Origin of the sequence: Streptomyces sp. NPDC057877 (assembly GCF_042796855.1) — a bacterium.
Classification (GTDB): Bacteria; Actinomycetota; Actinomycetes; order Streptomycetales; family Streptomycetaceae; genus Streptomyces.
In genome coordinates this window covers 18207-44139 of the sequence record NZ_JBHVMS010000009.1, presented here as the reverse complement: position 1 = coordinate 44139, position 25933 = coordinate 18207, and the positions used below count along the sequence as shown (strand labels likewise).

Annotated in this window: 20 protein-coding genes; 10 read left to right on the top strand and 10 right to left on the bottom strand. The window is 73.7% G+C overall.

From position 1 onward, the window contains the following. Positions 1 to 164 precede the first annotated feature (164 nt). On the bottom strand, positions 165 to 1220 hold the full coding sequence (locus tag ACFVQG_RS26855; protein WP_383388193.1) for a ScbA/BarX family gamma-butyrolactone biosynthesis protein: 1056 nt from the start codon (positions 1218 to 1220) through the stop codon (positions 165 to 167). Between the two features lie 384 nt (positions 1221 to 1604). Between ACFVQG_RS26855 and ACFVQG_RS26850 the strand changes: the two genes are divergently transcribed. Further along, positions 1605 to 1793: an acyl-CoA carboxylase epsilon subunit gene (locus ACFVQG_RS26850; protein ID WP_383388191.1), complete on the top strand. Its 189-nt coding sequence runs from the start codon at positions 1605 to 1607 to the stop codon at positions 1791 to 1793. Between the two features lie 445 nt (positions 1794 to 2238). Here the strand turns inward: ACFVQG_RS26850 and ACFVQG_RS26845 are convergent, their stop codons facing one another. Continuing rightward, positions 2239 to 2964, bottom strand: a complete 726-nt coding sequence (locus tag ACFVQG_RS26845) for a hypothetical protein (RefSeq protein ID WP_383388189.1) — start codon at positions 2962 to 2964, stop codon at positions 2239 to 2241. Between the two features lie 595 nt (positions 2965 to 3559). Between ACFVQG_RS26845 and ACFVQG_RS26840 the strand changes: the two genes are divergently transcribed. The 9 genes from ACFVQG_RS26840 to ACFVQG_RS26800 all read left to right on the top strand — a co-directional run bounded on the left by ACFVQG_RS26840 (position 3560) and on the right by ACFVQG_RS26800 (position 17040). Beyond that, entirely contained in the window at positions 3560 to 5140 is a 1581-nt protein-coding gene (locus tag ACFVQG_RS26840; RefSeq protein ID WP_383388820.1) for an acyl-CoA carboxylase subunit beta, read from the top strand. Between the two features lie 324 nt (positions 5141 to 5464). Further along, positions 5465 to 6352 (top strand): BTAD domain-containing putative transcriptional regulator, encoded by an 888-nt coding sequence (locus tag ACFVQG_RS26835; RefSeq protein WP_383388187.1) that lies wholly within the window; start codon positions 5465 to 5467, stop codon positions 6350 to 6352. Positions 6353 to 7401: 1049 nt separating this feature from the next. Continuing rightward, positions 7402 to 8046, top strand: a complete 645-nt coding sequence (locus tag ACFVQG_RS26830; protein WP_383388185.1) for a ScbR family autoregulator-binding transcription factor — start codon at positions 7402 to 7404, stop codon at positions 8044 to 8046. Between the two features lie 694 nt (positions 8047 to 8740). Continuing rightward, positions 8741 to 9565 carry a BTAD domain-containing putative transcriptional regulator gene (locus tag ACFVQG_RS26825; RefSeq protein ID WP_383388183.1) on the top strand — a complete coding sequence of 275 codons (825 nt, stop codon included), beginning with the start codon at positions 8741 to 8743 and terminating at the stop codon, positions 9563 to 9565. A gap of 599 nt (positions 9566 to 10164) precedes the next feature. Then, positions 10165 to 10920, top strand: a complete 756-nt coding sequence (locus ACFVQG_RS26820) for a thioesterase II family protein (protein WP_383388181.1) — start codon at positions 10165 to 10167, stop codon at positions 10918 to 10920. Between the two features lie 135 nt (positions 10921 to 11055). Beyond that, a complete protein-coding gene (locus ACFVQG_RS26815) occupies positions 11056 to 12030 on the top strand; it encodes an SRPBCC family protein (RefSeq protein WP_383388179.1) in 975 nt (324 codons plus the stop codon). A 703-nt stretch (positions 12031 to 12733) separates the two neighbouring features. Continuing rightward, positions 12734 to 16282: a condensation domain-containing protein gene (locus ACFVQG_RS26810; RefSeq protein WP_383388177.1), complete on the top strand. Its 3549-nt coding sequence runs from the start codon at positions 12734 to 12736 to the stop codon at positions 16280 to 16282. 155 nt (positions 16283 to 16437) lie between these two features. Further along, entirely contained in the window at positions 16438 to 16608 is a 171-nt protein-coding gene (locus tag ACFVQG_RS26805) for a hypothetical protein (RefSeq protein ID WP_383388175.1), read from the top strand. 129 nt (positions 16609 to 16737) lie between these two features. Continuing rightward, positions 16738 to 17040 (top strand): DUF6059 family protein, encoded by a 303-nt coding sequence (locus ACFVQG_RS26800; RefSeq protein ID WP_383388174.1) that lies wholly within the window; start codon positions 16738 to 16740, stop codon positions 17038 to 17040. A 92-nt stretch (positions 17041 to 17132) separates the two neighbouring features. On the opposite strand, the gene ACFVQG_RS26795 is transcribed toward ACFVQG_RS26800, so the two are convergent. From ACFVQG_RS26795 to mvk, 8 genes are all read right to left on the bottom strand, one after another. Beyond that, positions 17133 to 17723: a malonic semialdehyde reductase gene (locus ACFVQG_RS26795; protein WP_383388172.1), complete on the bottom strand. Its 591-nt coding sequence runs from the start codon at positions 17721 to 17723 to the stop codon at positions 17133 to 17135. 158 nt (positions 17724 to 17881) lie between these two features. Then, complete coding sequence (locus ACFVQG_RS26790) at positions 17882 to 18859, bottom strand: 3-oxoacyl-ACP synthase III family protein (protein WP_383388170.1); 978 nt, start codon at positions 18857 to 18859, stop codon at positions 17882 to 17884. Between the two features lie 247 nt (positions 18860 to 19106). Continuing rightward, positions 19107 to 20282 carry a hydroxymethylglutaryl-CoA synthase gene (locus ACFVQG_RS26785; RefSeq protein ID WP_383388168.1) on the bottom strand — a complete coding sequence of 392 codons (1176 nt, stop codon included), beginning with the start codon at positions 20280 to 20282 and terminating at the stop codon, positions 19107 to 19109. A 4-nt stretch (positions 20283 to 20286) separates the two neighbouring features. Further along, entirely contained in the window at positions 20287 to 21348 is a 1062-nt protein-coding gene (locus ACFVQG_RS26780) for a hydroxymethylglutaryl-CoA reductase (RefSeq protein ID WP_383388166.1), read from the bottom strand. Continuing rightward, a complete protein-coding gene (gene fni, locus ACFVQG_RS26775; RefSeq protein WP_383388164.1) occupies positions 21345 to 22436 on the bottom strand; it encodes a type 2 isopentenyl-diphosphate Delta-isomerase in 1092 nt (363 codons plus the stop codon). The genes ACFVQG_RS26780 and fni overlap by 4 nt, the downstream gene beginning before the upstream one ends. Further along, on the bottom strand, positions 22433 to 23521 hold the full coding sequence (locus ACFVQG_RS26770; protein WP_383388163.1) for a phosphomevalonate kinase: 1089 nt from the start codon (positions 23519 to 23521) through the stop codon (positions 22433 to 22435). The genes fni and ACFVQG_RS26770 overlap by 4 nt, the downstream gene beginning before the upstream one ends. Beyond that, on the bottom strand, positions 23521 to 24564 hold the full coding sequence (gene mvaD / locus ACFVQG_RS26765; protein ID WP_383388161.1) for a diphosphomevalonate decarboxylase: 1044 nt from the start codon (positions 24562 to 24564) through the stop codon (positions 23521 to 23523). The genes ACFVQG_RS26770 and mvaD overlap by 1 nt, the downstream gene beginning before the upstream one ends. Then, positions 24554 to 25561: a mevalonate kinase gene (gene mvk / locus ACFVQG_RS26760; RefSeq protein ID WP_383388159.1), complete on the bottom strand. Its 1008-nt coding sequence runs from the start codon at positions 25559 to 25561 to the stop codon at positions 24554 to 24556. The genes mvaD and mvk overlap by 11 nt, the downstream gene beginning before the upstream one ends. Positions 25562 to 25933: the final 372 nt, after the last annotated feature.

The following is a 25933-nucleotide window of genomic DNA, read 5'->3' as shown; positions in this document are numbered from 1 at the left end:
CCCACCAAGCTGTGAGGCGGAGGTCGCGTACGCCGGACTTTGGGGCTTTACCTGCTTTGGCGCTTTTGCTGTGCGTGCACGTGGTGCGGGCAACGGCGACGGGGGCAGCCCCATGTTTCTGTGCGTATGTGAGCCAGGCGTTGTCGGAGTAGTCGGCACACCCGTCACCTGTCTTGAGTGTGTCTTGGTGGGGGTGTGGTGGTGGTGATGGTGGCGGTGAAGGTGGTGGTGTTGTTTTGGTGTGCGGTGATGTGGGTGGTGGTGCTGTTGCTGTCTGTGTTGCCGGTGCCGGTGCCGGTGCCGGTGCCGGTGCCGGTGCCGGTGCCGGTGGTGCCGGTGTTGGTGGTGGTGGGTGGGGTGTGGGTGTGGATGTAGGTGGGTGTGTGGAGTTCGGTGTAGTGGTGGTATTGGGTGGTGATGTGGGTGGGGAGGGTGGGGTGGGGGTGGTGGGTGTTGGTGGCTTGGCGGGCGGCTTCGAGGAGGACCATGCCGGGGACGTGGTCGACGGGGTGGTCGAAGAGGATGGGGTGGTGGGTGTTGGGGCGGAGTTGGTAGTGGTGGGGGTGGGGGGTGGGGGCGAGGACGACGTCGGTGGGGTGGTGGCGTCCGACGTGGTGGGGGGGTAGGGGGGGTGGGAGGGGTGTGGGGGTGGGTGGGGGGTTGAGGTGGGGTGCGCGGATGCGTTGGTAGACGGCGGGGGTGATGCAGGTGAAGGTGGCGGTGGCGGTGGCGTGGGGGTGGTGGTTGCGGTGGAGGGTGGCTTTGAGGTGGAGGCCGGCGAGGTGGTGGCGGCGGCGTTTGATGTTGTGGCAGGTGACGTCGAGGGTGATGGTGGCGGGGGTGGGGCCGGTGAGGAGGTGTTCGGGTGGGGTGGTGAGGGTGAGGTCCCACATGAGGAAGTGGTGGTTGAGGGGGACGTGGTAGGCGGCGTGGGCGAGGAGGAGGCCGGTCTGGCGGATGGTTTCGGCGGCGAGGAGGGGGTCGTGGTAGCCGTCGAGGGTGGTGAAGTAGGCGTGGAGGCGGGGCCATTGGGCGGTGACGGTGAAGTGGTGGTCGGCGCGGGGGGTCCAGTGGGTGAGGAGGACTTCGCTGATGGCGGCGCGGTGGACGTAGTGGCGGGGGACGGTGGTGGTGAGGGTGGGGTCGGGTGGGGTGGGGGGTGTGGTGGGGTGGGGGGTGGTGGTGGACGTTCCCGGGGCGGGGAACGTGTGGGTGGTCATGGTGGTTCCTCCTGGGCCGGGTGGGTGGGGTCGGGGTGTGAAGGGCGTGGTCAGGGCTGTGAAGATACATACCATCCGGTTTAATCTCTAGCGGTAGCTGGTGTTCCGCTTCTGTGGTTGTCGGAGGGGTTTCGTCCGTTTGCTGGTGTGGCCTGGTGGGGGTTGGGTGGGGCTGCAGTGGGGTGCGGGGGTTTCTCGAGTGTGTCTCGAGTGGGGCGGCTGACGATGGGCCGGGTCCTGGGTGGTGGTTGGCCGTGGGGCTGGCAGTGGTGGGTCGGGGACAGGGGCTGAGAGGGGTTCGTGCTTGTTGCGGGTGCGGCCGGATTGTGTGGTGGCCGGTCGTGGGTGTGGTGGTGTGGGTGTGCTGGGGAAGGGGCAGGGCGGATGGATGGCGGGCATCGGGTGTGGCGGGTGGAGCGTGGCCAGGCCGGTGCGGAGGAGTTGGCCGCGTTGGCGGCGGTGCTGCTGGCGGTGCGGGCCCGTGCGGGCGAGCCGGGTGCGGCGCGGCCGGTTCTGGGCTGGCGCTGGTGGGCGCGGCGGGCTGCTTATGCGCCGCCGGGCAGCTGGCGGTGAACTCGTTCTGGGTGCCGCCGGGCAGTTGGCGGTGAGCTTGTTGTGGGTGCCGTCGGGTGGTTGGCGGTGAGCTTGTTGTGGGTGCCGTCGGGTGGTTGGCGGTGAGCTTGTTGTGGGTGCCGTCGGGTGGTTGGCGGTGAGCTTGTTGTGGGTGCCGTCGCTGTGTGGTGTTTAAGGGGTGGTGAGAGGGATGGGTGAGGGCCGCCCGCCGGGAGTGTCCGGTCAGGCAGGGGGGGTTGTGTCCGCCCCCGGTGCCTGCGCCGTCCGCCGCCGGGGGTCAGGGAGGGTGGTGTGTGGGGGCCGTCGGCGGGGTGTGTGCCGTTTGGTGGCTGGTGGGGTGCCGGTCTTGGGGTGTGGCCTGTGCCGCCGGGTGGTGGCCTGGGAGTTGGCTGTGGGTGTGTTGAGGGTGTGCTGTGAGGGGGCGGGTGGCGTACTGGCCGCCGGATCAGCTGTGTGCGGTTTGGCGGTGGGTGGCGGTCCGGCAGCAGCCGCTGGCCCCGTTGTGCGACGCCGCCGGGTAGCTGGTCGTGGGCCGGTTGGCGGTGTGCGGTGGGTGTGCGCTCGGGTGGTGGGCGGTTGCCCGGTCTTTCGCGGGCGGGTGATGCGCCGTCCGGTGGCCGGTGGCCCGCTGCGGGCTGTAGGTCAGGCTGGGCGCCGCCGTGCGGTGGCGGCTGGTGGTGGGCTGGGTGCCGCCGTCCGGATGGTGTACCGCCGGGCAGCGGTGACCGGCCGCGCGTCCACCGTCAACCACCCGGCGCCTGCCGTCGATCTCCCGGCGCTCGCCGTCAACCCCCCGGGGTGTGCCGTCGATCTCCCGGCGCTCGCCGTCAACCACCCGGCGTGTGCCGTCAATCACCCGGTGTCCGCCGTCGATCTCCCGGCGCTCGCCGTCAACCACCCGGTGTCTGCCGTCAATCACCCGGTGTCCGCCGTCGATCTCCCGGTGTCTGCCGTCGATCTCCCGGCGCTCGCCGTCAACCACCCGGTGTCTGCCGTCGATCTCCCGGTGTCCGCCGTCGATCTCCCGGTGTCTGCCGTCGATCTCCCGGCGCTCGCCGTCAACCACCCGGTGTCTGCCGTCGATCTCCGGGCGCTCGCCGTCAACCCCCCGGGGTGTGCCGTCGATCTCCCGGCGCTCGCCGTCAACCACCTGCCGTGTGCCGTCAACCACCCGGTGTCCGCCGTCGATCTCCTGGTGTCTGCCGTCGATCTCCCGGCGTGCGCTGTCGGCCGTCTGGTGCGGGCTGCGGGCAGGCCTGTGCTGACCGTCCGCTGCCGGGGGTGTGCTGTCGGGTGCCGGGCGGGTGCTGTCGGCTGCCTGCTGCGCGGCGCTGTCTGCTGTCGGCTGGCTGGCGTCTGCCGTCCCGTGCTGGCGGGTGCGTGCCGTTTACTGCCTGGTGCGTGCCGTTCACCGCCGGGCGGGTGCTGTCGGCTGTCGGCTGGCTTGCGCCTGCCGTCCCGTGCTGGCGTGCGTCTGCCGTCCCGTGTTGGCGGGTGCGTGCTGTTCACTGCCTGGTGCGTGCCGTTCACTGCGGGGCGTGTGCTGTCGGCTGGCTGGTGCCTGGTGTCCCGCTGTGTGTGGTCCGTTGCTGCCGGGCGTGCGCTGCCGGTTGGCGGGTGGCGGTTGGCGGGTGGCGGTGGTGGGGGGGTGAACCGGTTGGCGGGGTGGTCCGTGTTTCTTTGAGGGTTGTGGTGTGGGGTGGGGGGTTGTTGAAGGTGGGCGGGGTGTTGGTGATGTTCTGTGTCGGGGAAGGGATGGGTGTGTGATGGCGGGTACGGGGGATGGTGGAGGGCCGGCTGATATCCGGGGCCGGGTGGCGGAGTTGGGGGCGGTGCGGGCGCGGGCGGTGGCCGGTCCGGGGGAGGAGGCGACGGCGGCGCAGCATGCGCGGGGGAAGCTGACGGCGCGGGAGCGGATTGCGCTGTTGCTGGATGTGGGGTCGTTTTGTGAGGTCGGGCAGTTGCGGCGGCACCGGGCGAGCGGGTTCGGGCTGGAGGGGAGGCGGCCGTATACGGATGGTGTGGTGACGGGCTGGGGGACGGTCGAGGGCCGTACGGTGTTCGTGTACGCGCATGATTTCCGGATTTTCGGCGGTGCGCTGGGTGAGGCCCATGCGGAGAAGATCCATAAGATCATGGATATGGCGATCGCGGCGGGGGCGCCGCTGGTGTCGCTGAACGACGGTGCGGGGGCGCGGATCCAGGAGGGGGTGGCCGCGCTGGCCGGGTACGGGGGGATCTTCCAGCGCAATACCAGGGCCTCGGGTGTGATTCCGCAGATCAGTGTGATGCTCGGTCCGTGTGCGGGGGGCGCCGCTTACAGTCCGGCGCTGACCGATTTCGTGTTCATGGTGCGGGAGGTTGCGCAGATGTTCATCACCGGCCCGGAGGTGGTGAAGGCGGTGACGGGGGAGGAGATCTCCCATAACGGGCTGGGCGGTGCGCAGGTGCACGGTGAGACGTCGGGGGTGGCGCATTTCGTCTATGACGATGAGCAGACGTGTCTGGCGGAGGTGCGGTATCTGCTGTCGATGCTGCCGTCCAACAACCGGGAGCCCGCTCCGCGGGTGCCGTGTGCTGATCCGGCTGCCCGGCGCTGTGAGGGGCTGCTGGACCTGGTCCCGGCGGACGGCAACCGCCCCTATGACATGGCGCGGGTGATCGAGGAGATCGTCGACGACGGTGAGGTGCTGGAGGTCCATGAGCGCTGGGCCCGCAACATCATCTGTGCGCTGGCGCGTCTGGACGGCCGGGTCGTCGGTATCGTCGCCAGCCAGCCGCAGGTGCTGGCGGGGGTGCTGGACATCGAGGCCTCGGAGAAGGCCGCCCGGTTCGTGCAGATGTGTGACGCGTTCAATATTCCCCTGGTCACGCTCCTGGACGTGCCCGGCTTCCTGCCCGGGGTGGGCCAGGAGCACGGCGGGATCATCCGGCACGGCGCGAAGCTGCTGTACGCGTACTGCAATGCCACCGTGCCGCGGATCTCGCTGGTGCTGCGCAAGGCGTACGGCGGCGCCTACATCGTGATGGACAGCCAGTCCATCGGCGCGGACCTGGCGCTGGCCTGGCCGACCAACGAGATCGCCGTGATGGGCGCGGAGGGCGCGGCCAATGTCATCTTCCGGCGGCAGATCGCGGGCGCGGCCGATCCCGAGGCGATGCGGCAGAAGATGGTCAAGGAGTACAAGTCGGAGCTGATGCACCCCTATTACGCCGCCGAACGCGGCCTGGTCGACGATGTCATCGACCCCGCCGACACCCGTGAGGTCCTCATCGCCTCCCTGGCGATGCTGGACACCAAGCACGCCGACCTGCCCTCCCGCAAGCACGGCAACCCGCCGCAATGACGGACACAACCCCCCACTCCCACCCCCCGGCCAACCGCACGCCAGGTCTGTTATCCCGGCCCGGCACCCCCCATTATCCCGGTGAACGCCCGTTTGCGCTGGCTTGTTTTTCCTGTGTGCCCGCCACCGGCCCCTACGCTGTCCCCGGGCCGCCACCGCCCCCGGGACAGCGAAAGGGCAGGTCACAGCCGTGGAAGGAGAGGCGGCGGCGGGACGGGAGGCCGCCGCGGCAAAACAGCACAACTGGTTTGCTGTTGACAAACCGTGCGGACTGTTTTGTACTCGGTGTCACATGGCAGCGCACTCGTCTAGGGGGACAACGGCGTGCAGATCGACGTACTGGGCATATTGGACGTCAGGGAGACCGGGGTCTCCATCGCTCCCACCGCGCCGAAACCCCGGCAGGTGCTCGCGCTGCTGGCGCTGCACGCCGACCAGGTGGTGCCGGTCTCCGCGCTCATCGACGAACTGTGGGCGGGCCGCCCGCCGCGCAGCGCACGCACCACGCTGCAGACCTACGTGCTGCAACTGCGTGACCTCATCACCCTCGCGCTGGACAAACAGGCCTCCGCCGCCGAAGGGCCCCGCCGCAGCGCCAAGGACGTCCTGGTCACCGCGCCCGGCGGCTACATGCTCATCTCCGGCGAGGACGGCGTCAGCGACGTCCGCGAGTTCGAACGGCTCGCCGGGCAAGGCTACCGCGCCATCGACGCCGGCGACTTCCCCGGCGCCTCCCGCCTGCTGCGCGAGGCCCTCGCCCTGTGGAGCGGGCCCGCCTTCGCCGACGTGCAGACCGGCGCCCGCCTGGAGATGGAGGCCAAGCGGCTGGAGGAAAGCCGCCTGTGCGCCCTGGACCAGCGCATCGAAGCCGACCTGCGCCTGGGCCGCCACCGCGAACTGCTGGCCGAACTCACCGTCCTGACCAGCCGTTACCGCGCGCATGAGAACCTGCACGCCCAGTTCATGCTCGCCCTGCACCGCTCCGGGCGGCGCGGGGAGGCCCTGGACGTCTACCACCGCCTGCGCTCCACCCTGGTACGCGACCTGGGCCTGGAGCCCTCCGCACGGCTGCGCCGCCTGCAGCAGTCGATCCTGGTGGCCGCCCCGGAGACCCCGCTGGCCGCCGAGGCCGGGCAGCCCGCCGCGCTGCCGCTGTCCTCGGCCTCCTCCGGCCGCACCACCCGCACCGCCAGCGACGCCCGCTGCCCCTAGGAAAACCCGGGCGGCCCCGCACACGGCCCGCAACGGCCCCGCCGCTGCCGCCCGCGCGGCGGCAGCGGCCCACCCCCACCCCCACCCCCGCCCCCCGGGTGCAGGCCCCTGGGACCCCAGCAGCGGCCAGCCCCGCACCACCGGGCCAAGTCACCGCCCGGCAGCTGGCGTTCACCGAGCCGCGCAGCCCCCGGCACCCCCGCCGCGCCGCGGCCAGCGCGCCACCGCCCCCGACAGCGGCCGGGCACCACACACTCCGCCCAGAGCCGGGCCACGGGCACCCGCCGCCCCCGCCCGGACCGCCGGGCCATCAACAGCCCCGCCCGCCGGTGCCCCACGGCCAGCCGCCCCGCTGCCCGCCCTCACCCGAGAGCGCGGCCCCCGGCGGCGCCAGGCGCCGCGGGCATCCCGGCACGGGCCCTCATCCGCCAGCCCGGCCGCCCCGCCCGCACGTCCCGCCGTACGCGAGAGCACCGCGCACCCCCCGCGCCCGGGGGGAAGGAGGCAACTGCGCCGCCCCACCGGACGCGGGGGGTGCCGCGGCGCGGGCGGTGCCGCGGTGCGGGCGGTGCCGCGGGCTGGCGCGGGAGCGCACCCGGCCAGCGCCTCCCCGGCGAACGCGCCGACGAGGCCGTCCCGTTCAAGCCCCCCCTCACCGCCTGCCCGCCTGCCCGCCTGCCCGGTCCTGCCTGGTCCTGCCTGGTCCTGCCTGGTCCTGCCTGGTCCTGCGCACCGGCTCGGTCCACGGCAGGCAGAGCGACGGCACCGCCCCGCTGACCGCGCCCGCCCTGCCGGTCCGGGCGGGACCGGGGGCCGCCACCGGGCGGCCCCCTTTTTAGCCGTTGGCCAGGCCGGGTTCGCCCCGCCATATATGAAACCGCCCAAGCGGTTTGTTAGTCTGGTGTGCGCGGCTCCCCGCACGGCCGTGCCCGCGTCGGCCTGCCCTTTGGCGCGCACAGCACCCGGCCATCCTAGGTGTACGTTGCAAGGGGCATGAGGTGCCGGTGTCTTTGCCGGCTTTCGGCATCGCGTTGCCCAGGAGGCAGCACATGGTCAAACAGGAACGGGCCGCGCGTACGCGGCGTTCACTGATCCGGGCCGCGGCCGAGGTGTTCGCCGAGGTGGGCTTCGTCCCCGCGTCCCTGGGCGCCATCAGCAAACGGGCCGGGGTCAGCAACGGGGCACTGCACTTCCACTTCGCCAACAAGAACATGCTCGCCGAAGCGGTCGAGGCCGAGGCCGCCGAGACCGTGCGCCGCCTGACCGAAGGGGTACGGGCCCGCCAGGACGACCCCCTGCAGTCCGTGGTGGACGCCACCCACGAACTGATGGGCCACCTCGCGGGCGACGTCGTCGTACGCGGCGGCTTCGGACTCGCCGGCGACATCGCCCGCCGTACCGAGTCCCCGCTGCGCAAGGAGTGGCAGCGCTGGGTCGAGGACAGCCTGCGCCGCGCCGAACGCAGCGGCGCGCTCGCCCAGGGCGTCTCCTGGGCGGACGCCTCCCGGGTCATCGTCGCCGCCACCGTGGGCCTGGAAGTCCTCGGCGGCACGGACGCCTCCTGGCTCTCCCGGCAGAACGTCACCCGCTTCTGGGAACTGCTGCTGCCCCGGCTCACCGACCGCCCCCAGGCGGGCACCCTGGTGTCCTCCGGCTCCGCGGCACCCGCCCCCCACGGCCACCTTCCCGCCTGACCCCCCACCCCTACCGCCAGCCAGCCCCCCCCTCAACACCGCTACCCCGCAAGGCAGTTGACGATCCATCAGGGATCGCCCCGGCCAGATGAAAATACAGGGTGCGCGGTTTAGTTTCCCCGGCAGGCCCGGCAGGCCCGGCAGGCCCGGCAGGCCCGGCAGGCCCGGCAGGCCCGGCAGGCCCGGCAGGCCCGGCAGGCCCGGCAGGCCCGGCAGTCTCGCTGGCGTGGGGGTGTCGCCGGGCCGGGGGAGAGGCCCGCGGACCCGGCCCTGCCCCATCCCCCCTTGCTTCATCCCCGCCCCCGGTGTGAGGGGTGTCACCGGTGCGCGCTACGGTGCCAGCCGGACCGGAGCCAGGAAGCGGACCGGGCCTGCCCGGGCTGGGCCCCGAAGGGGCTGCGGCGGGGGTCCCGATAACGCGGAAACCGCCGCAAGCGGCGGGGAGCGCAGTATACCCGCCGAGGGTGGCCGTCTGTGAGGAGAAAGCTTTTCTAGTCGCCGTCGCGTTATTTTCGGCCAATTCCTCAGGGCTTCCTTCTGTGTTTCTCTAATTACGGCTGCCGCACCGCCTGGTCTTTGAGGATTACTCAAATGCCGCTGAAGGAACCGATGCCTCCGGCGTAGTTCGGATAGCGTGCGAGTTCGCCGACGACTTTCCGCCATCGGGAGTGCCCGACGACGAACGGAGGGAACCATGGAGATTCAGGTCTTGGGTCCGCTGTGTGCCGCCGTGAACGGGGACTCGATCGTCCCGACCGCTGGGAAGCCCCGACAGGTTCTCGCCCTGCTCGCCCTGTACCCGAGCCGCGTCGTCCCCGTGTCGACGCTGATGGAGGAGATCTGGGGGACCGACCTGCCGCAGAGTGCGATGACCACCCTGCAGACCTACATCATGCAGCTGCGCCGCTGCCTGGGCACCGCCATGGGGCCCGGCGCCCCGGGCGGCGCTGCGAAGAACGTCCTGGCCACCCGGCACGGCGGCTATCTGCTGCAGATACCGCCGGAGTCGGTGGACGTGCACACCTACGAGCGTCTGGTCGCCGAGGGCCAGGAAGCCTTCGACGAGGGCGAGGACGAACGTGCCGCCCGCAGCTTCCGCCAGGCGCTGGCCCTGTGGCAGGGCCCGGCCCTGGTCGACGTACGCCTCGGGCCGGTGCTGGCCATCGAGGTCACGCGGCTGGAGGAGTCGAAGCTGGTGACCACCGAGCGGCGCATCGACGCCGACCTGCGGCTGGGCCGCCACGCCGAACTCATCGCCGAGCTGACCGACCTGATCGCCCGTCACCCGCAGCACGAGGGCCTGCACGCGCAGGCGATGGTCGCCCTGTACCGGTCCGGGCGGCAGGCCTCCGCCCTGGACGTCTACCGCAAGCTGCGCGAGGGACTGATCGAGGAACTCGGCGTGGAGCCCTCCCCGCAGTTACAGCGTCTGCACCAGGCCATGCTCTCCGTCGACCCCGAACTCGACGTGATGGCCGGGCCGCGCCGCGGCTCCACCTTCGACCGGTACGCCGCCTAGCCCCCCGCCCCCGCCCCTGCCCGCGGCACTCGCCTCCGCCCTGCGCCCTGCGGCCCTGTGCCGTGCGGGCCTGTGCCGTGCGGGCCCGGCCCCGGTTCCCGGCCCTCCCCGGGAACCGGCCCGCCACGGCCCGCACGGCACAGGCCCGCACCCCACCCCCAACCCCCACCGCCAACCCCCAACCTCACCCCCACGACCCGCCCCTAACCCCCACCCCACCCCGCCCCCCACCCCTGCCCCCCACGGCCCGCCCCCGCGTCCCCCAGCCCCGGGTGAGACCAATTCCCGCGCCCCTTGGGCGACGTGAGCCCCTCACCCCTGGCGCGTCCTCAGTCCCGCCCTCCCGCGCGTGACCCGGGCCCGTCTGCCTCCCCCCTCTCACACTTTTCTCCTCCCTTTCACGCCCGCGCCTTCCTCTCACGCCCACCGCCCGTCACATTCCCGCGCCCTCCGCAACCCCGCCTCAGGGCGCCGGTGGGCGCGCGGGCCCGGGCCTCGGCCTGGTCTCGAGCGTGATTCGAGGGGGGACGGTGATGCTCGAACCCTGCCCGCCGTGGCGGGAGGAACAAGCGCGAGGGCCACGCGAGAAAGGGGAGGCCGTGTCGGACGAACCGCCAGTGCGGCTGCACTGTTTCGCCCGCTCCGGTGAGGGCGTGTCCGTCTTCGACGGCTGGGCGGCGCGCGTGGGCCCGGGCGTCGAACCGGTGCCGGTGCGGGTGCCGCCCAGCACCGCACCGCACCCGGTGCACCCGGTGCACCCGGCGGGGCCGGTGAGCAGGGCCGAGCCGCTGCTCGCGCAGGTGCTGCCGCGCATCACCGCGGCCCGCGGCGGCTGCTTCGTCCTGTACGGGCACGGCCTGGGCGCGATGATCGCGCTCACCGTGACCCGGGCCCTGCACGAGGCGGGCCTGCCGGGCCCGGCGCTGCTCGCGGTGGGCGCCTGCCCGCCGCCGCGTGCGCTGCCCGACGCGCGGCGGGCCACGGACGCCGAACTGCTGCACCTGTTCGCCGGTGCCACCGTGCCGCCCGCCAGCGATGAGGGGATCTTCCTGCGGGCCATGCTGCCGGTGCTGCGCGCCGACCTGCAACTGGCTCAGGACCTCACCGAGAAGGCCCGCGCCCCGCTGGCGCCGGGCCCGCTGACCACCCCGGTCCTGGTGATCGCCGCGCCGCGCGGCCCGCTGGCCGGACCGGCGGCCAGCGGCTGGCGCCAGGTGACGCGGGGGCCCGTGCGCTCGCGCACCGTGCCCGGGCACCACGTCTTCGCGCGCGGCGGTGGTGAACTGCCCCGCCTGCTGGGCCGGGCCTGCCGCGTCGCCCGCCGGCTCACCCCCCAGCCCGCGCCCATCGGCTGACCGGGCGTGCCGCACCCGGCCGGGACCCGGGCTGCGGCACCCCCGCCCCCGCCCCCCCCCTTTTTTTCGGGGCCGCCACGACCGGCGGCCCCTGCCCCCGGGGCCGGTGCCCTGTGACGAAAACGAGGTGTTCAGATGTCTGGTGAGCGAGTCGGCACCGTGACACACCAGGCCCGCGTGGTGACCCACCAGGCCCGCGTGGCCGCGCCCGCCGGTGTGGTCTACGCCGTGCTGGCCGACGCGGCGACGATGCCGCTGTACTTCCCCCCGAGCATCCACGTCGAGCGGCTCCACTTCGACGGCGCGCAGGAACGCCTGCGGGTGTGGACCCTCAACGACGGCCAGCTGACCGCCTGGACCGCCTGGCGTCACCTCGACCCCGTCGAGCGGCGCATCACCTTCCGCCAGGACCTGCCCTCCAGCCCGCCCAGCCAGCTGCACGGACAGGTCAGCCTGCGCGACGAGGGCGCCCGCGGCACCGTCCTGGAGATGCGCTACGGCCTCACCGGCGCCGCCGGTCTGCCCAACTGCCCGCCCTCAGCGCACCAGGCCGCCAGCGGCGATCCCTGCAGCCGGCTGACCGGGCTGAAAAGCTTCGCCGAGCACTGGACCCGCCTGGACGACCTGGTGCTGTCCTTCGAGGACTCCATCCGCATCAACGGCCCCGCCGAACTGGCCTACGACCTCCTCTACCGGGCCGCCGACTGGCCCGGGCACATCCCGCACATCACCCGCGCCGACCTCGACGAGGACACCCCCGGCGTGCAGCGCCTGACCCTGCACACCCTGACCGAGGACGGCCCCGCCACCACCACCTCGGTACGGCTGTGCTTCCCGCACGCCGGCCGCATCGTCTTCAAACAGACCACGCCCTGGGCGCCGCTTGCCGCCCACACCGGCGAGTGGTCCATCATCCCGGACGAGAACGGCGTGACCGTCACCTGCCAGCAGAGCGTCGTGCTGCGCGAGGACCCCCTCACCGCCGCACCGGGCACAACCACGCACCTGGCCTTCGCCCGCCGCCGGGTACGCACCCTGCTCGGCAGACACAGCCAGGCCCTGCTCACCCTGGCCAAACAGCACGCCGAAAGCGCCGTACGCATGCTGTAACCCCCGCCCCGCACCCCGCCCCGCACCCCGCCCACGCCGCGCCCGCGCACCGCCGGACGATCCCCACACCGCCGGGAAGACCCCCCCACGGCCGGGGAAGATCCGCACACGGCCGGGGAAGATCCCCACGGCTGGGGGAGATCCCCACGGCTGGGGGAGATCCGCACGGCCGGGGAGATCCGCGCCCCCGTCTTTTGGTCCACGCCCGGCGGGGAAATTCCGCAGGAATCCTCAAGGCGCCGAATTCCCGGCCCGGACTTTCAATGGGCTAAACCTGTTGCGGGTATTTGCCGGTCAGCGGCGTTGGCCACCGGCGGGAGGCAGGCAATGCCCGCGAGCGGGCGCGGGGCTGGCTCATTTACGCCCTGTCTCTCGCGTCCTGCTCGGGTACCGCTGTATAACCGCTCGGGGAAACGGACTTCGGGTGCGTACTGCCATTAGCGTGCTCATTCCGGCCGATCACCGGGAGGGTGGCCGGTCACCGGGGGAGTGGCCGGTTACCGGGGGAGTGGCCGGTCCCCGGGGCCCGGGCGGGACCCGCAGGCCGGGAACCAGCCCCCCTCTCCCGCACCCCCGCACCCCGGCGTACCCTCACACCCCCGCCCCCGCACACCCCGTATCCGCCCGCCTTCTCGCGATCCGCGTCCGGAAAGGAGACAGAAGGGGAATCCGGCCTCCCGCGGCGGACCGCACCCCGGACACCATGACTGTTCACCGCCCCCCGCACGCGCCGGTCTTCGTGGTCGTCGAGGCCCCGCCCGCCGCCCGGTCCGCGCCGTGGGACCTGCACCTGCACGGCCCGCTGGACGCCGCCCGCCTGGACGGCGTCCTGGACGGTGTCCTGGACGGCCCCGCCGCCCGCACACAGGGCGCTTTCGCCTGGCGGCACCGGCTGCTGCGGCACGGCCCCGGCCACCACACCCTGCGGCTGACGTCACCGCACGGTGTGCCCGCCGAACTCGCGGGCCGGATCGCCGACCGGCTCACCGGGCCGCCGGATGCCGGGCGCCCGCTGACGCCCGCCCAGCGCGCGGCGCTGACGGGCAGCACCCGCCACGGCCACGGCTACCAGGCCATGCTGATCGAACCGGCCGCACCGGCCACCGCGGGCGGGGCGGGTGCGCTGCGCGCGGCCCTGCGTACCGTCGTGGCCGCCCATCCGCAGCTGCGCTCGCGCCTGCACACCGTCGACGGCTGGCGCACCGTCGCGGACGGGCCCGGACGGGACGCCGAGGCGGGGCTGGTGGAGGGGGAGTTCACCGACGAGGCCGGGTTCGCCGCGCTGCTGGCCGCCGCCGGCCGCACCCTGAACGCCCACGGCGGCCCGCAGCTGTGCCTGCTGCGGGCCGCGGACCGCCGGCCGGGCGGGCCGCGCCCCGACCGGCTCGCCGTCGTGGCCCATGACCTCGCCGTGGACGCCGCCTCCTGGCCCATCCTGCTGCATGACCTGACCACCGCCCTTCGCCACGGCCCGGACACGGCCGCAGCACCGCCCCCCGCGCCCCCCGCGCCGCCGGGCGCGGCTGCGGGTGCGGTGGCCGACTGGGTCGGCGAACTGCGCCAGCTGGCCCGGCACGCCGCCGAGACCCGGCACTGGAGCACCATCGCCGAACGCCGCCTGCACGCCGCCCGCCCCACCACGCCCGGACCCGCCCCGGGTGCCCCCCGGGACACCGCCCGGGACACGGTCCCGGTACCCGCCCCCCACCTTCTCCCGCCCGGCACCCCCGCCCCCGGCTCTCCTACGGCCCCGCAGCCCACCGCTTACGGCACCCCCGCCCCGGCCGTGCTCACCGGGCCCGGCGCGGCGGCCGCCGGGCCATCCGGTACGGGCCCGCGACGCCACGCCCGGTTCACGCTGGGCGAGGAGGCCACCGAGCGGATCACCCGGCACCTGCCCGAGCGGCTCGCGCTGACGGCCGCTCAGGTACTGACCGGTGTGTTCGCGCTGGCCGTGGCCCGCTGGCAGCACGGCGACGAGGCCGTCTTCGACGTGTGCGGTGACCCGCGCGCCGAACGCCTGGGCCTGCGCCGCCAGGTGGGCCGCCTGATCGACCCCTATCCCGTCCACCTCACCCTCACCCCCGGCCTCCCCCCGCTGGCCCAGCTCACCGCCCTGGCCGGGCCGCTGGCCGCCAGCGCGGGCCGCGCCGAGGGCGGCGCGGGCTTCGGCGCCTGCCGCGAGTTCAGCCCCGACCCCCTGCTGCGCCGCCTGCTGCGCACCCTGCCGCCCGCCCCGGTCTGCCTGGTGCTGCCCGCGCCCGGCGACCACCTCCCCGACCTCGCCCGGCCCCTGCCCGGCGGCCCGCCCGCCCGGCCCGCCCACCGGGTCCAGGTCCGTGCCCGCACCAGCGACGGCGCCCTGCACCTCCACCTGGACTGGACCGACGACCCCGCCCACGCCATCACCGGCAGCCGCGTGGCCGCCCTCGCCCGCCACCTGCGCACCCTGCTGGAGGAACTGGCCGCCGCCGCACCCCCGCGGCCCCGGCCCGCCCCCTACCCCGCCACCCCCCAGCAGGCGGCCCTCTACCGCGGCGGCGACGCCCGCCCGGGCACCGCAGGCCACGTCGAACAGCTCCTGTGGGACTGGCACGGCCCGCTCGACCTGCAGCGCTTCACCGCCTCCTGGCAGTCCGTCTTCGACCGCGAAAGCGTGCTGCGCACCGCGTTCACCGGCGGCAGCGACCCGCAGCTGGTCACCCACGAGCAGGCCGCCTGCGAGATCACCCGCCGCACGGTCACCGGCGCCGACTGGCCCGCCCTGCTCGAACACGACCGGCTGCGCGGCTTCGACCTGCGCCGCCCCGGCGCCCTGCGGCTGACCCTGCTGCACCCCGAACCCGGCCCGGGCACCCGCCCCGCGGCGTCCTGCCGGATCCTGGTCACCTACCACCGGGCCCTGCTCGACCCCGCCAGTACGCACCTGCTGCTGCGCCAGTTCTACCGCGCCTACCTCGCCGGCGGCACCCTGCCCGGCGGCCAGCGCCGCCCCGACCTGCGCGACTACACCGCCTGGCTCGCCGCCCAGGACCCCGGCCCCGCCCGCGCGTTCTGGGCGGCCCACGCACCCCCGCCCGGCGCCGCCACCACCCCCGCCCACCTCACGGCCGCCCCCCACACCCCGACCGCCCCCCTCCCCGGCGGCGGTACGGGCCGCACCCGGCTGCGCCTGGACCCGGCCGAGACCGCCCGCCTGGCCCACTGGGCAGCCGCGTTCGGCGCCACCGAGTCCAGCGTGCTGCAGACCGTGTGGGCCCTGCTGCTCTACCGCGCCCGCCCCACCCCCACTGCGGGGGCTGTCCCGGTGAGCTTCGCGGTGACCGTGCCGGGCCGCGGCATCCCCCTGGACGGCGTGGCCCGGATGCCGGGACCGCTGCGCAACCCGCTGCCGGTGTCCGTCGAGGTCGACCCCGCCGGCACCGTCTCCGGCCTGCTGCGCCGCCTGCGGGACCGCGCCCTGGACCTGGCCGCCTACGAATGGGTGCCCGCCGACTGGATCCACACCTGGGCCCGCCGCACCACCGGCCTGACCACCGGCACCGCCCTCGTCTTCGAGGACCCGCCGCACCCGCTGGACGGCCTGGCCCCGGCGCTGGCCGCCCGCGGCCTGGACGCCAGCTTCCCCCACCCCCTGCCCGCCCGCTGCGGGCCCCCCTTCACCCTCCTCGCCCACCACGACCCCCACGGCGGCCTGGACCTGACGGCCGTGTACGACCCGGCCGTGTTCGACGAGGACAGCGCCGCCGCCCTGCTCGCCCACAGCGCCCTGCTGCTGCGCGCCCTGCCCCGCTCGGCGGGCGAGTCCACCACCGTCCAGCACGCCCTGGACCTGCTCGCGGACCGCCCCGTCCCCCGCCCGGCCCCGCACCCAGAGGCCGTCCCCGGCCCGCTGACCCTGCTGCGGGCCGCCCGGCCGGGCCTTGAGGCGGGCACGGTCGTACTGATCCCGCCCCCGGGCGCACCCGCCGACTGCTACGAGACCCTGGCCCGCACCTACCGCGGCCCCCAGCAGCTCCTGCTCCTGACCCGCCCCCGGCCCGGCCCGCCGCGCACCCTGACCCCGCCCGCCCGCGGGCCGGTGCTGCTGGCCGGGTACTCCGGCTCCGGCCACCTGGCCTGCGGCCTGGCCCAGCACCTGACGGCCCAGGGCTGGCCCGCGCCCCGCACCGTCGTGGCCGGGCGGGCCGACGCCGAAGGCGCCCGCCACCTGGCCGCCGCCCTGGCCGCCGCCACCGCACCGGCCCCCTGACCGCAGCCCGCCCGCAGCCCCAACTCCACGCGTTATTCACCGCTGTTCGAGCGTGCCTCGTCCGCACCTGTGCAGGGTGGGCTGTGACACGGGTCACCCCGCCCGGTGTCGGCAGCCCCGGTCATCACGCCAGCCGGCCGAGCAGGAGGATCAGGATGTACGACACCGACGACGAGGCCACCAGCACCACCACCAGCACCAGCAGGAGCGCCCGGGTCTCCGGCCCGGCGCCGCGGGCGTGCCCGCACCGTGTGCCGCCGCTGCGGCTGGCCGGGATCGACGAGGACGACACCTTCGAACCCCACCTCGTACGCGGCATCGACTAACCGCCCCCCCCGCGCGTCCTGGGCAGCCTCAAGGGGCCCGCGAGCGCACGGTGCCAGCCTGGCCAGGACCAGCCCCCGCAAGGGGGCGGGGAGACCGGCACCGGCACGGGAACATCCAGAAGGGGCGTCATGAGGCAGTGGGCGAGGGACGGACGCCAGTACCTGGCCCGCTACGTGCGCCCGCTGTGGCGGTCGCTGGCCCTGTTCGGGTCCCTGTACTGCGATCCGCGGGTCCTGAAGGAACTGTCACCGCCCCCGCCCCCGCCTGCCTGGCCGGGGCCGGGGCTGCTGGCGTGGTCGGCCCCGGCGGGCGGGCCGCCGCCCGCCCACCCCGAGCGGCTGTGCGAGCACGTGCCGCTGTCGGAGGCGGAACGGCGCTACGCCGCCGAGGTGTGGCCCCCGTACGGCAGCGGGCAGCGGCCGGGACCCTAGCAGGGTGCCGGGGCACTGAGGACGGTGCCGGGACCCTGGCAGGGTGCCGGGGCCCTGCGTACGGTGCCGGGGCCCTGGCAGGGTGCCGGGTTTCAGACGGTGGTGATGACCTCGTCGCTTTCCAGGCGCGGTCCGCGTGGCAGCCAGGCGTCGGGGCCGGGCCGGCCGATGTTGACGATCATCAGCGGGGTGTGGTCGTCGTCGAGGAACTCCTTGCGTACGCCGGTGGCGTCGAAGCCGCTCATCGGGCCGGCGGCCAGGCCCGCGGCGCGGATGCCGATGATGAAGTAGGCGGCCTGCAGGGCGGCGTTGAGCAGGGCGGAGTGCTCGCGGGCCGGGCGCTGTGCGTAGATGAGGTCCTTGGCCTGCGGGAAGTGCGGGAGCAGCCGGGGCAGTTCGTGGTGGAACTCGTTGTCGGCGGCGAGGATGGCGGTCAGCGGGGCGGTGGCGGTCTTGGGCGCGTTGCGTTCGCTCATGTAGGGCACCAGGCGGGCGCGGGCCTGGGGGGAGCGGACCAGGACGATGCGCAGCGGGCACTGGTTGTGCGCGGTCGGCCCGTACTTGACCAGGTCGTAGATGGCCTGGATCTGTTCGTCGGTGACCGGTTCGTCGGTGAAGGTGTTGGCGGTGCGGGCCTGGCGGAACAGCAGGTCCTGCGCGGCGGCGTCCAGGGTGAGGTGCATCGCGGTGTGCGGCCTTTCGGGTCGGGTCGGGGCGGGCCGCTGCCGCGCCGCCTGGTGCCCGGCCGTGTGCGGGCCGGGTGAGGAACAGACTGAGGAAGGGCGGCGCGGCGGCGGCCAGAGCGAGTGGAAACAAAGGGGGCGGGGGCGGGGGTGTCAGGTCACCATTCGATCAGGGCGAACCCGGCTGCCATGCCGCCGCCGAATCCGGCGATGAGGATGAGGTCGCCGCTGTGGAAGGCGCCCTGGCGGGCGGCGGTGTCCAGGGTGAGGGGGATGGAGGCGGCGCCGGTGTTGGCGTAGTGCTGAAGGGTCTGGTGCATGCGGGCGCGGGGCAGGGCCAGGGCGGCGAAGACGTCGTCGAGGAGGACGCCGTTGGCCTGGTGGGGGACGAAGTGGCGGATGTCGTCGGGGACGACTCCGGCCTCGTGGAGGAACTGCTTGGCCAGCGGCGGCAGGTAGTCGTTGACGAAGCGGCGGACCTCGCGTCCGATCATCGTGAAGTAGTGGGCGCCCGCGGTGACGGAGTCCTCGTCGGCGGGCTGGCGGCTGCCGCCCGCGGGCACCGCGATCAGGTGGGACATCTCGCCGAAGGTGTGCAGCTGGGTGTGGCGGACGCGGGCGCCGTGCGGGGCGGGGCCCAGGACCATGGCGCCCGCGCCGTCGCCGAACAGGACGACCGTTTTACGGTCGGCGGGGTTGAGGATGCGTGAGTACACGTCGGCGCCGATGACCAGGGCGTGGCCGCCGCGGCGGGCGAGGATGCCCTCGGCGGCGGACAGCGCGAAGACGGGGCCGGAGCAGACGGCGTTGACGTCGAACGCGGCCGCGCCGATCGCGCCGAGGCGCTGCTGGACGTAGACGGCGGTGGGCGGCTGGGGGCGGTCCGGGGTGGAGGTGGCGACCACGATCACGGACACTGACTCGGCGCCGATCCCGGCCGCTTCCAGGGCGGCCTGGGCGGCGTTGGCGGCCAGGTCGGAGGTGGCCTGGCCGGGCGCGGCCCAGCGGCGCTGTTTCATCGCGGTCTTGGCGGTGATCCAGGCGTCGTCGACTCCGGCTGCCGCACCGACCTCATCGTTGGTGACAATCCGGTCCGGCACATAGGCACCCGTTCCGAGGATCCTGACATCGCTCATGCGGCGGCCCTCCCTTCAAGTGGTGGAGCACGGGGTGTTCAGGTGGCGTGCGGGTGGTGCGGGGCGGGGGAACGCGGTGCACGCAGACGAAGGACACAAAAAAAGGGGCGGCCGGGCGGACACCCTCCCCCTGGTGCGGAAGAACAGCAAGGGAAAAATGGGGGGTGTCCGCCCGGCCGCGCCGCGCCGCGCGCCATGCGGTGGGCGCGGGGCGCGGGGCGTGCGGTGGTGTGGGGGTGTGTGGGGGTCAGCGGGCTTCGTAGATGCGCTTGTGGCCGTTGAGGGCGGCCAGGCGGAAGGGGCCGCTGGTCTGTTCGGGGGTGGGGTAGTGGCCGCCGTCGGTGGGGAAGGCGCGCTGGTGCAGGGTGCGGTAGGCGGCGTAGTCGACCGGGGTGCGGCGGTCGATGGCGTCGCGGTGCTGGGCGGTGCGCAGGTGCTCGCGGTAGCCGGGGACGACGGTGGCGGCGAAGAACTCCGCGACGCTGCCGGAGCCGTAGCTGAGGAAGGCCAGCGGCTGCCCGGACAGGTCGTCGGCCTGGTCCAGGAGGGCGGCAAGGCCCAGGTAGACGGAGGCGGTGTAGCTGTTGCCGATGGTGGTGTTGTAGGCGGTGGTCAGGCCGATGGCGCGTTCGATGGTGTCGGTGTCGGTGTCGGCGCCGCAGTAGTTGAGCAGGTGGCGGTGGGCCTTGTAGGCCATCTTGGTGAAGGGCTGGTGGTAGCAGAACGCGGCGAACTCCTCCAGGGGGCGGCCGCCTTGTTCGGTGTAGTCCTTGAAGCTGCCCTCGACGGCCTGGAGGTAGGCGCTGATGGATTCCTGTCCGTCGACGAGGGCGGCGTCGCGGTAGTTGGGCCGCCAGAAGTCCATGACGTCCGCGGTGAACAGGCCGGAGGGTTCCTCGATGCGCAGCAGGTGCGGGTCCAGGCCGACCAGCATGGCCACCGCGGCGGCGCCCTGGGTGGCCTCGCCGGGGCTGTCCAGTTCGTACTTGGAGACATCGCTGGCGATGACCAGGACCTGCTGGGCGGGGTCGCGGCGGACCAGGCCGAGCGCGAACTGCAGGGCGGCGGTGGCGCCGTAGCAGGCCTGCTTGAGTTCCACCACGCGGCAGGCGGAGGGCAGCTGGAGCAGCGAGTGCACATACACGCCGGCGGCCTTGGCCTGGTCGATGGAGGACTCGGTGGCGAAGACGACGGTGCGGATCCGGTCGCTGCCGTGGGCGGCGATGAGGGGGGCCGCGGCGGCGGCGCCCAGGGTGACGATGTCCTCGTCGGCGGCGGGCACGCTCATCGAGTGCTGGCCGATGCCGATGTGGTACTTGCCGATCTCGGTGCCGTTGTGGGCGGCGAGTGCCGTGTGCGGCAGGACGTACTCGGTGGTCGCGAATGACAGATCGTGTATCCCGATCGCGATATCGCTGGACATGCCCTTACACACCAACCTTTACCGTCGTGTTGTCGCGTTCCAACTGCACGTGCGCGCGCATGAGTTCGCCGGGGTTCGTCTGGGCCGCCAGCAGGGACAGCTCGCCGCACAGCACGGTCGCCGCAGCGATGACGGCGAGGCGGCGGGCGTTGTGTCCGGGTTCGGCCTGGGCGCGGCAGCCGAGGCGGGCGAGGTTGGTCTCCACGAAGCCGAGGCCCTTGCCGTTGCCGACGGTGCCGACGATCAGGTTCGGCAGGGTGCAGGAGAAGTACAGGTCGCCGTCGCGGTCCTCGGCCATCGTCACGCCCTGGGAGCCCTCGACGATGTTGGCGGCGTCCTGGCCGGTGGCCAGGTAGAAGCCCAGCAGCATGTTGGCGTAGTGGGCGTTGGCGGAGCGGATCCCGCCGGCCAGCAGGGTGCCGAGGAGGTTCTTGCGGATGTTCAGCTGGACGATCTTCGCGGCGGTGGTGTGCAGGACGCCGGTGACCACGTCGCGCGGGACGAGGAGTTCGGTGACGACGTTCTTCCCGCGGCCGAGGATGCCGTTGATCGCGGTGGCTTTCTTGTCGGTGCAGTAGTTCCCGGAGATCGACCCGTAGGAGATGCCGGGGATGGTGTTGAGGAGGTGTCCCAGCAGCGCGTCGGAGGCGAGGGTGGCCATGTTGTGGCCGGAGGCGTCGCCGGTGGTGAACTCAAAGCGCAGGAACAGCAGGTTGGAGGTGATCTCGTGGCGGATGTTGACGAGTTCGGCGAACCGGCTGCCGGCGCGCACCACCTTGCGCAGTTCGTCGATGCGGGCGTGGATGGTCTGCGCGGCCGTGTGGGCGGTGCCCGCGTCGGTGGCCTCCACCAGCACCGAGCGGGTCATGCGCTCGTCGACGAGGGTGGCGACGATGCCCTGCTCGGCGAGCATGGACACCTTCGCGCCGCGGCCCACCGACGGCCACAGCGGGGACTCGTAGGTGGCCAGCGGCACCTTCGTCTCGGTGGTGGCGACGTTGCCGGTGATCCGCAGCGGCCCCACCCACCGCATCGGGACCCCGGCGATGGAGTGTGCGTCGGTCATCGTGTGCTTCCCGTCGTCGAAGAGGCGGAGGCAGGGGCGGGGCTGCGCTGGGCGAGGGTGCGGGTGTCGATGCCGCGGTCGGCGCAGAACTCGCGCAGCGAGCCGTGGATGAGCAGGTCGCAGCCCGTCAGGTCGGCGGGGGTGCGCGCGCCGAGCATGGTCTGCAGGGCGGCGAGCTGGTCGAGCCAGGACGTCAGCTGGGCGACCAGCGCGTCCACGCCGCCGTCCAGCAGGGTGCGCAGGAAGCCGCCGGAGGAGCCGACCGCGCGGGCTCCCAGCGCCAGTGCGCGGGCCACGTCCAGCGGGTGGCGTACCCCGCCGGAGGCCAGCAGCGGCAGGTCCACGTCGGCCGCGTCCAGCAGGCAGGCCGCGGTCGACTGGCCCCAGCCGTGCAGGAAGGCGTACTCGCCCAGCTCCCGGCGGCCGTTTTCGATGCGGGCGAAGTCGGTGCCGCCGCGGCCGCTGACATCGGCCGCCGCCACCCCGAGGTCCTTCAGCGTGGCCACGCTCTGGCGGCTGAGGCCGTTGCCGACCTCCTTGACGATCACCGGCACGTCGACGGCCGCGGCGATCTTCTCGATCTGCCCGGCCCAGGCGGCGAAGGACCGGTCGCCCTCCGGCATCGCGGTCTCCTGGGCGGTGTTGATGTGGATCTGCAGCGCGTTGGCGCGCAGCAGGTCCAGGGCGCGCCACACGTTGTCCACCGACGCGGTGGCGTTGACGTTCGCCATCACGAACCCGTCCGGGTTCTCCTCGCGCAGCACCTGGAAGGTGTGGGCGCAGGAGGGGTCCTTGAAGTAGGCGTTCATGGAGCCCGACGCGATCGGCACGCCGCTCGCGCGGGCGGCGATGGCCAGGTCCCGGTTGATGACACCGGTCTTGGCGCTGCCGCCGGTCATGGCGTTGATGTAGATCGGCACCGGCCAGGCCAGTCCGGCGAAGGAGGTGTCCAAGGACACCTCCTCCCGGTCGATCCCGGCCAGCGCGTGGTGGACGAAGGACACCTCGTCGAACTGGTTGGTCCCGCGATGGGTGTGCTGCTGCTCGATGGCGAGCCGGACGTGGTCGTCCTTGCGTTGAGCGCTCATTCCTCGATCCCTTCCAGGGCGGGACCCACCGGCAGGGGCAACACCCCGGCCGCGGCCCACCGTTGCCTAACCTCGTCGATCTCCCGCGGCGCCGCGGCGTCCAGCAGGGCGATCCCGCAGTCACCGCCGCCCGCCCCGGAGGGCTTGGCCGCGCCGCCGGCCGCCTCGGCCATGTCACACAGGGCGGTCAGCTTGGGCGTGAAGATGCCCAGCCCCACCTCCTGGTCCAGCCGCGCCAGCTGCCCGCGGGCCCGCCGGATCTGCGCCAGCAGCTCCGCCCGGTCGCCGCTTTCCAGAGCGCCGGCCGCGGCCCGCACACACTCCCCGGTGCTCTCGACGAACCGGCGGTGCGCGGCGGTGCCCCGCCAGGGGCGGCGGTGCAGCCCGGACACCAGCGCGGTGGTGGAGGCGGGCTCGCCGGTCCAGCCGACCTCGAAGGCCAGCCCCGCCGGCGGCGGCAGCCGCCGCACCTCGAACCCCGGCCACGGCGCGGCCAGCGCCCGCTCCAGGCCCACCCGGCGGGCCAGGTCCGTCACGAACGCCCGGTCCGGGGCCCGGTAGAGGATCCAGCCGCCCCAGGTACTGGCGGCGACATCACCGCCGGAGGACTTGGCGTCGATGGCGGCGGTGGCCAGCAGCGCCAGCCGGTAGCGGGCCTGCCGGGACAGCTCCAGCCCGGCCGCGGCGGCCACCGCCGCGACCGTCGCCACCGTCACCGCGCCGCTGGAGCCCAGCCCGTACTTGCGGCCCCGCTCGTGCAGACGGCTGCTGACCGACAGCTCCAGTCCCGGTGGCCCCAGGCCGCGTTCGGCCAGCAGCGATCCCACCGTCTGAACGGCCGCCGCCACATACGCCGCCTGGTGGGTGTCGCCGCTCAGGCGGCCCTCGTGCCAGCGCAGCCGCACCGGCTCGGGCGACAGATCGGAGCGGATGACCACCTGCGGCCCGGCACCGGGGCTGGCGCGGACGGTGACCTGCCGGTCGACGGCCACCAGGATGGCCGGGTTGCCCGGCTCCACCACCGCGTACTCACCCGCCACGAACAGCTTGCCCGGCGCGTGGCGCACCACCGTCGGCGCCGGCATCAGCCGTCCTCGCCCAGCAGCCGCGCGCCCGGCCCCGGCCCGGCGACCAGCACCGTGCCCCCAGGCGCCGCCTCCCGCACCGCGCGGGCCACCTGCTCGGCCTGCGCGCGGTGGCACAGCACCTTCACGTTCGGCCCGGCGTCCATGGTCACGTACGCCGCCACCCCGCGCTCGCGCAGCTCACTCACCCGGTCCAGCACGGTGACGGTGGCGGGGGACAGGTAGCGCACCGCGGGCCGCGCGGCGAGCATGGTGGCGTGCATGCCGAGCGCGTTGCGCTCGGCGATCTCCCCGACCGCCCGCAGGTCCCCGCGCACCAGCGCGGCCCGCATGTCGGCCAGATCGTCCCGGCTGGAGGCGGCCCACGGCCCGTACAGCGGCGAGGTGTCAACGGTGCGCCGCATCGCCTCCCTGCTGGAGACGGCCTTGGGCCCGGCGTTGACCACCGCGATGACCAGCGCCACGTCCAGCCGGGCCGCGGGCACCGCCTCGGCGTACGAACTCTCGTCCCCTTCAGGGCCGGTGCCGGTGCCGGCGTGCCACTGGGCGAAGCCGCCGAACACCGACCGGGACGCCGACCCCGACCCGCGGCGGGCCAGCCGGGACAGCCCGGCCGCGTCACAGTCCAGGCCGTAGGCGGCGGCCGCGGCCATCGCCAGGGCGGCGAACCCGCTGGCCGAGGACGCAAGGCCCGCCCCCGTCGGCACGGTGTTGCGGCTGTCCACCACCGCCCGCAGATCCCGCCCGCAGCGCTCGCGCACCAGATCCAGGAACGCGGTGATCCGCCGCAGCGCCTCACCCGTCGCCGGCGCCCCGTTCAGCGTGACCTGATCGGGCCCGGACCCGTCCACCAGCCGCACGCTGGTGGTGGTGGGAAAGACGTCCAGCGTCATCGACAGGCTGCTGGTGACCGGCAGGATCAGCCCCTCATCACGCTTGCCCCAGTACTTGACCAGCGCGATGTTCGGATGCGCGACAGCGGTCGCCCGGCCCGCCGCCTCGTACCCGGCAGGCAGTACGGCCATCGGATGTTCACGGTGCATGGTTGTCGAGCCCCTTCAGCGAGACGACCCACGTCTGTACGGCACCGGCCTCATGCAGCTGCCGGGTGACCTCCCGGGCCCGCTCCGGGCGGGCCAGGGCGATCACACAGCCGCCCAGACCGCCACCGGTGATCTTGGCGCCGAGGGCGCCCGCCCACAGCGCGGCCTCCACCAGCGCGTCGATACGGCCGGTGCTCAGCCCCGCCGCGCGCATCAGGTCGTGATAGTCCGTCAGCCGGGCGCCCAGATCCTCCGGCTTGCCCCCGGCCAGCGCCCGGCGCGCCGCGAACGTCAGATCCGAGGCCCGCTCGACGAACCGCTCCTGCGCCCCGGGATGCGCCGCAAAGCCCTCCCGCAGCAGGGTCACGGCCTCCTTGGTGCTGCCCGCGGTGCCGCTGTCGGCGACGATGAACAGCCCGTCCCAGCCCACCCGCAGCGCCTCCACGCGACCGGCCTGGAACAGCAGCGGAGCCGGTGCGCCCACGGCCCGCGCGTCCACGCCGCTGGCCCGGCCGTGCGCCATGTTCTCCGCCGTCTGCACCAGCTCGAACACCGCGTCCTCGTCCAGCTCCCGGCCGAACAGATCGGCCAGCGCCAGCACGATCGCCCGGGAACTGGCCGCGCTGGAGCCCAGCCCCCGCCCGGGCGGCAGCGCGCTGTCCAGCAGCACATCCAGATGCGGCCCGCCCGCCGCGCCGGTGCGCGAGCGGAACTCCGCGATCAGCCGGCGCAGCCCGTCGGAGGCCTGCGTCACCAGCGCCCGCGACGGCGTCCCGGTCATCGTGTACGACAAGTCGTCCTGGCTGTCGGCGCCGTGGGACGACCACCCGGCGCTGGCGGTCACCGTCAGCTGCGGAATGGGCAGCGCGAGCGCCGGAGCGCCGTACACGACCGCGTGTTCCCCGAGCAGGATGGCCTTGGCGTGGGCGCGGCCGACGCCGACCGAGCGGGCCCGGCGCTGTGGTGACACCCCCTGCGCTGAGGTCGGAAGAGTCAACGCACTCAGCTCCCTTTGTCTTTTCTGCATGGCGATCGCATGGGCATGGAGATGGTCATGGGCTCGCATCATCCAAAAGGTGTGGAAAGACGAAAAGGCATAGAAAAACGAGCAAGGTGAGAAGAACCGGGCAAGAGGAGAAGGGCCCGGGCCGGGCCGGAAGGGCCGGGCACGGCCGGGAAAACGACAGCGCAACGCCCGAAGCGGCCCCCCTTGGAGGCCCCGGCAGCTGCCGGGACGCACCGGGGGGCCGCTTCGGCGAAGGCCAGGCCGCGCGGGACGGGGCGCTCACGCAAGGAGACGGGCGCCCGCGCCCGGGAACACACGATCCACCACCGCACACCAGCTTTTGGGCAGGGTAGACGTGGGTAG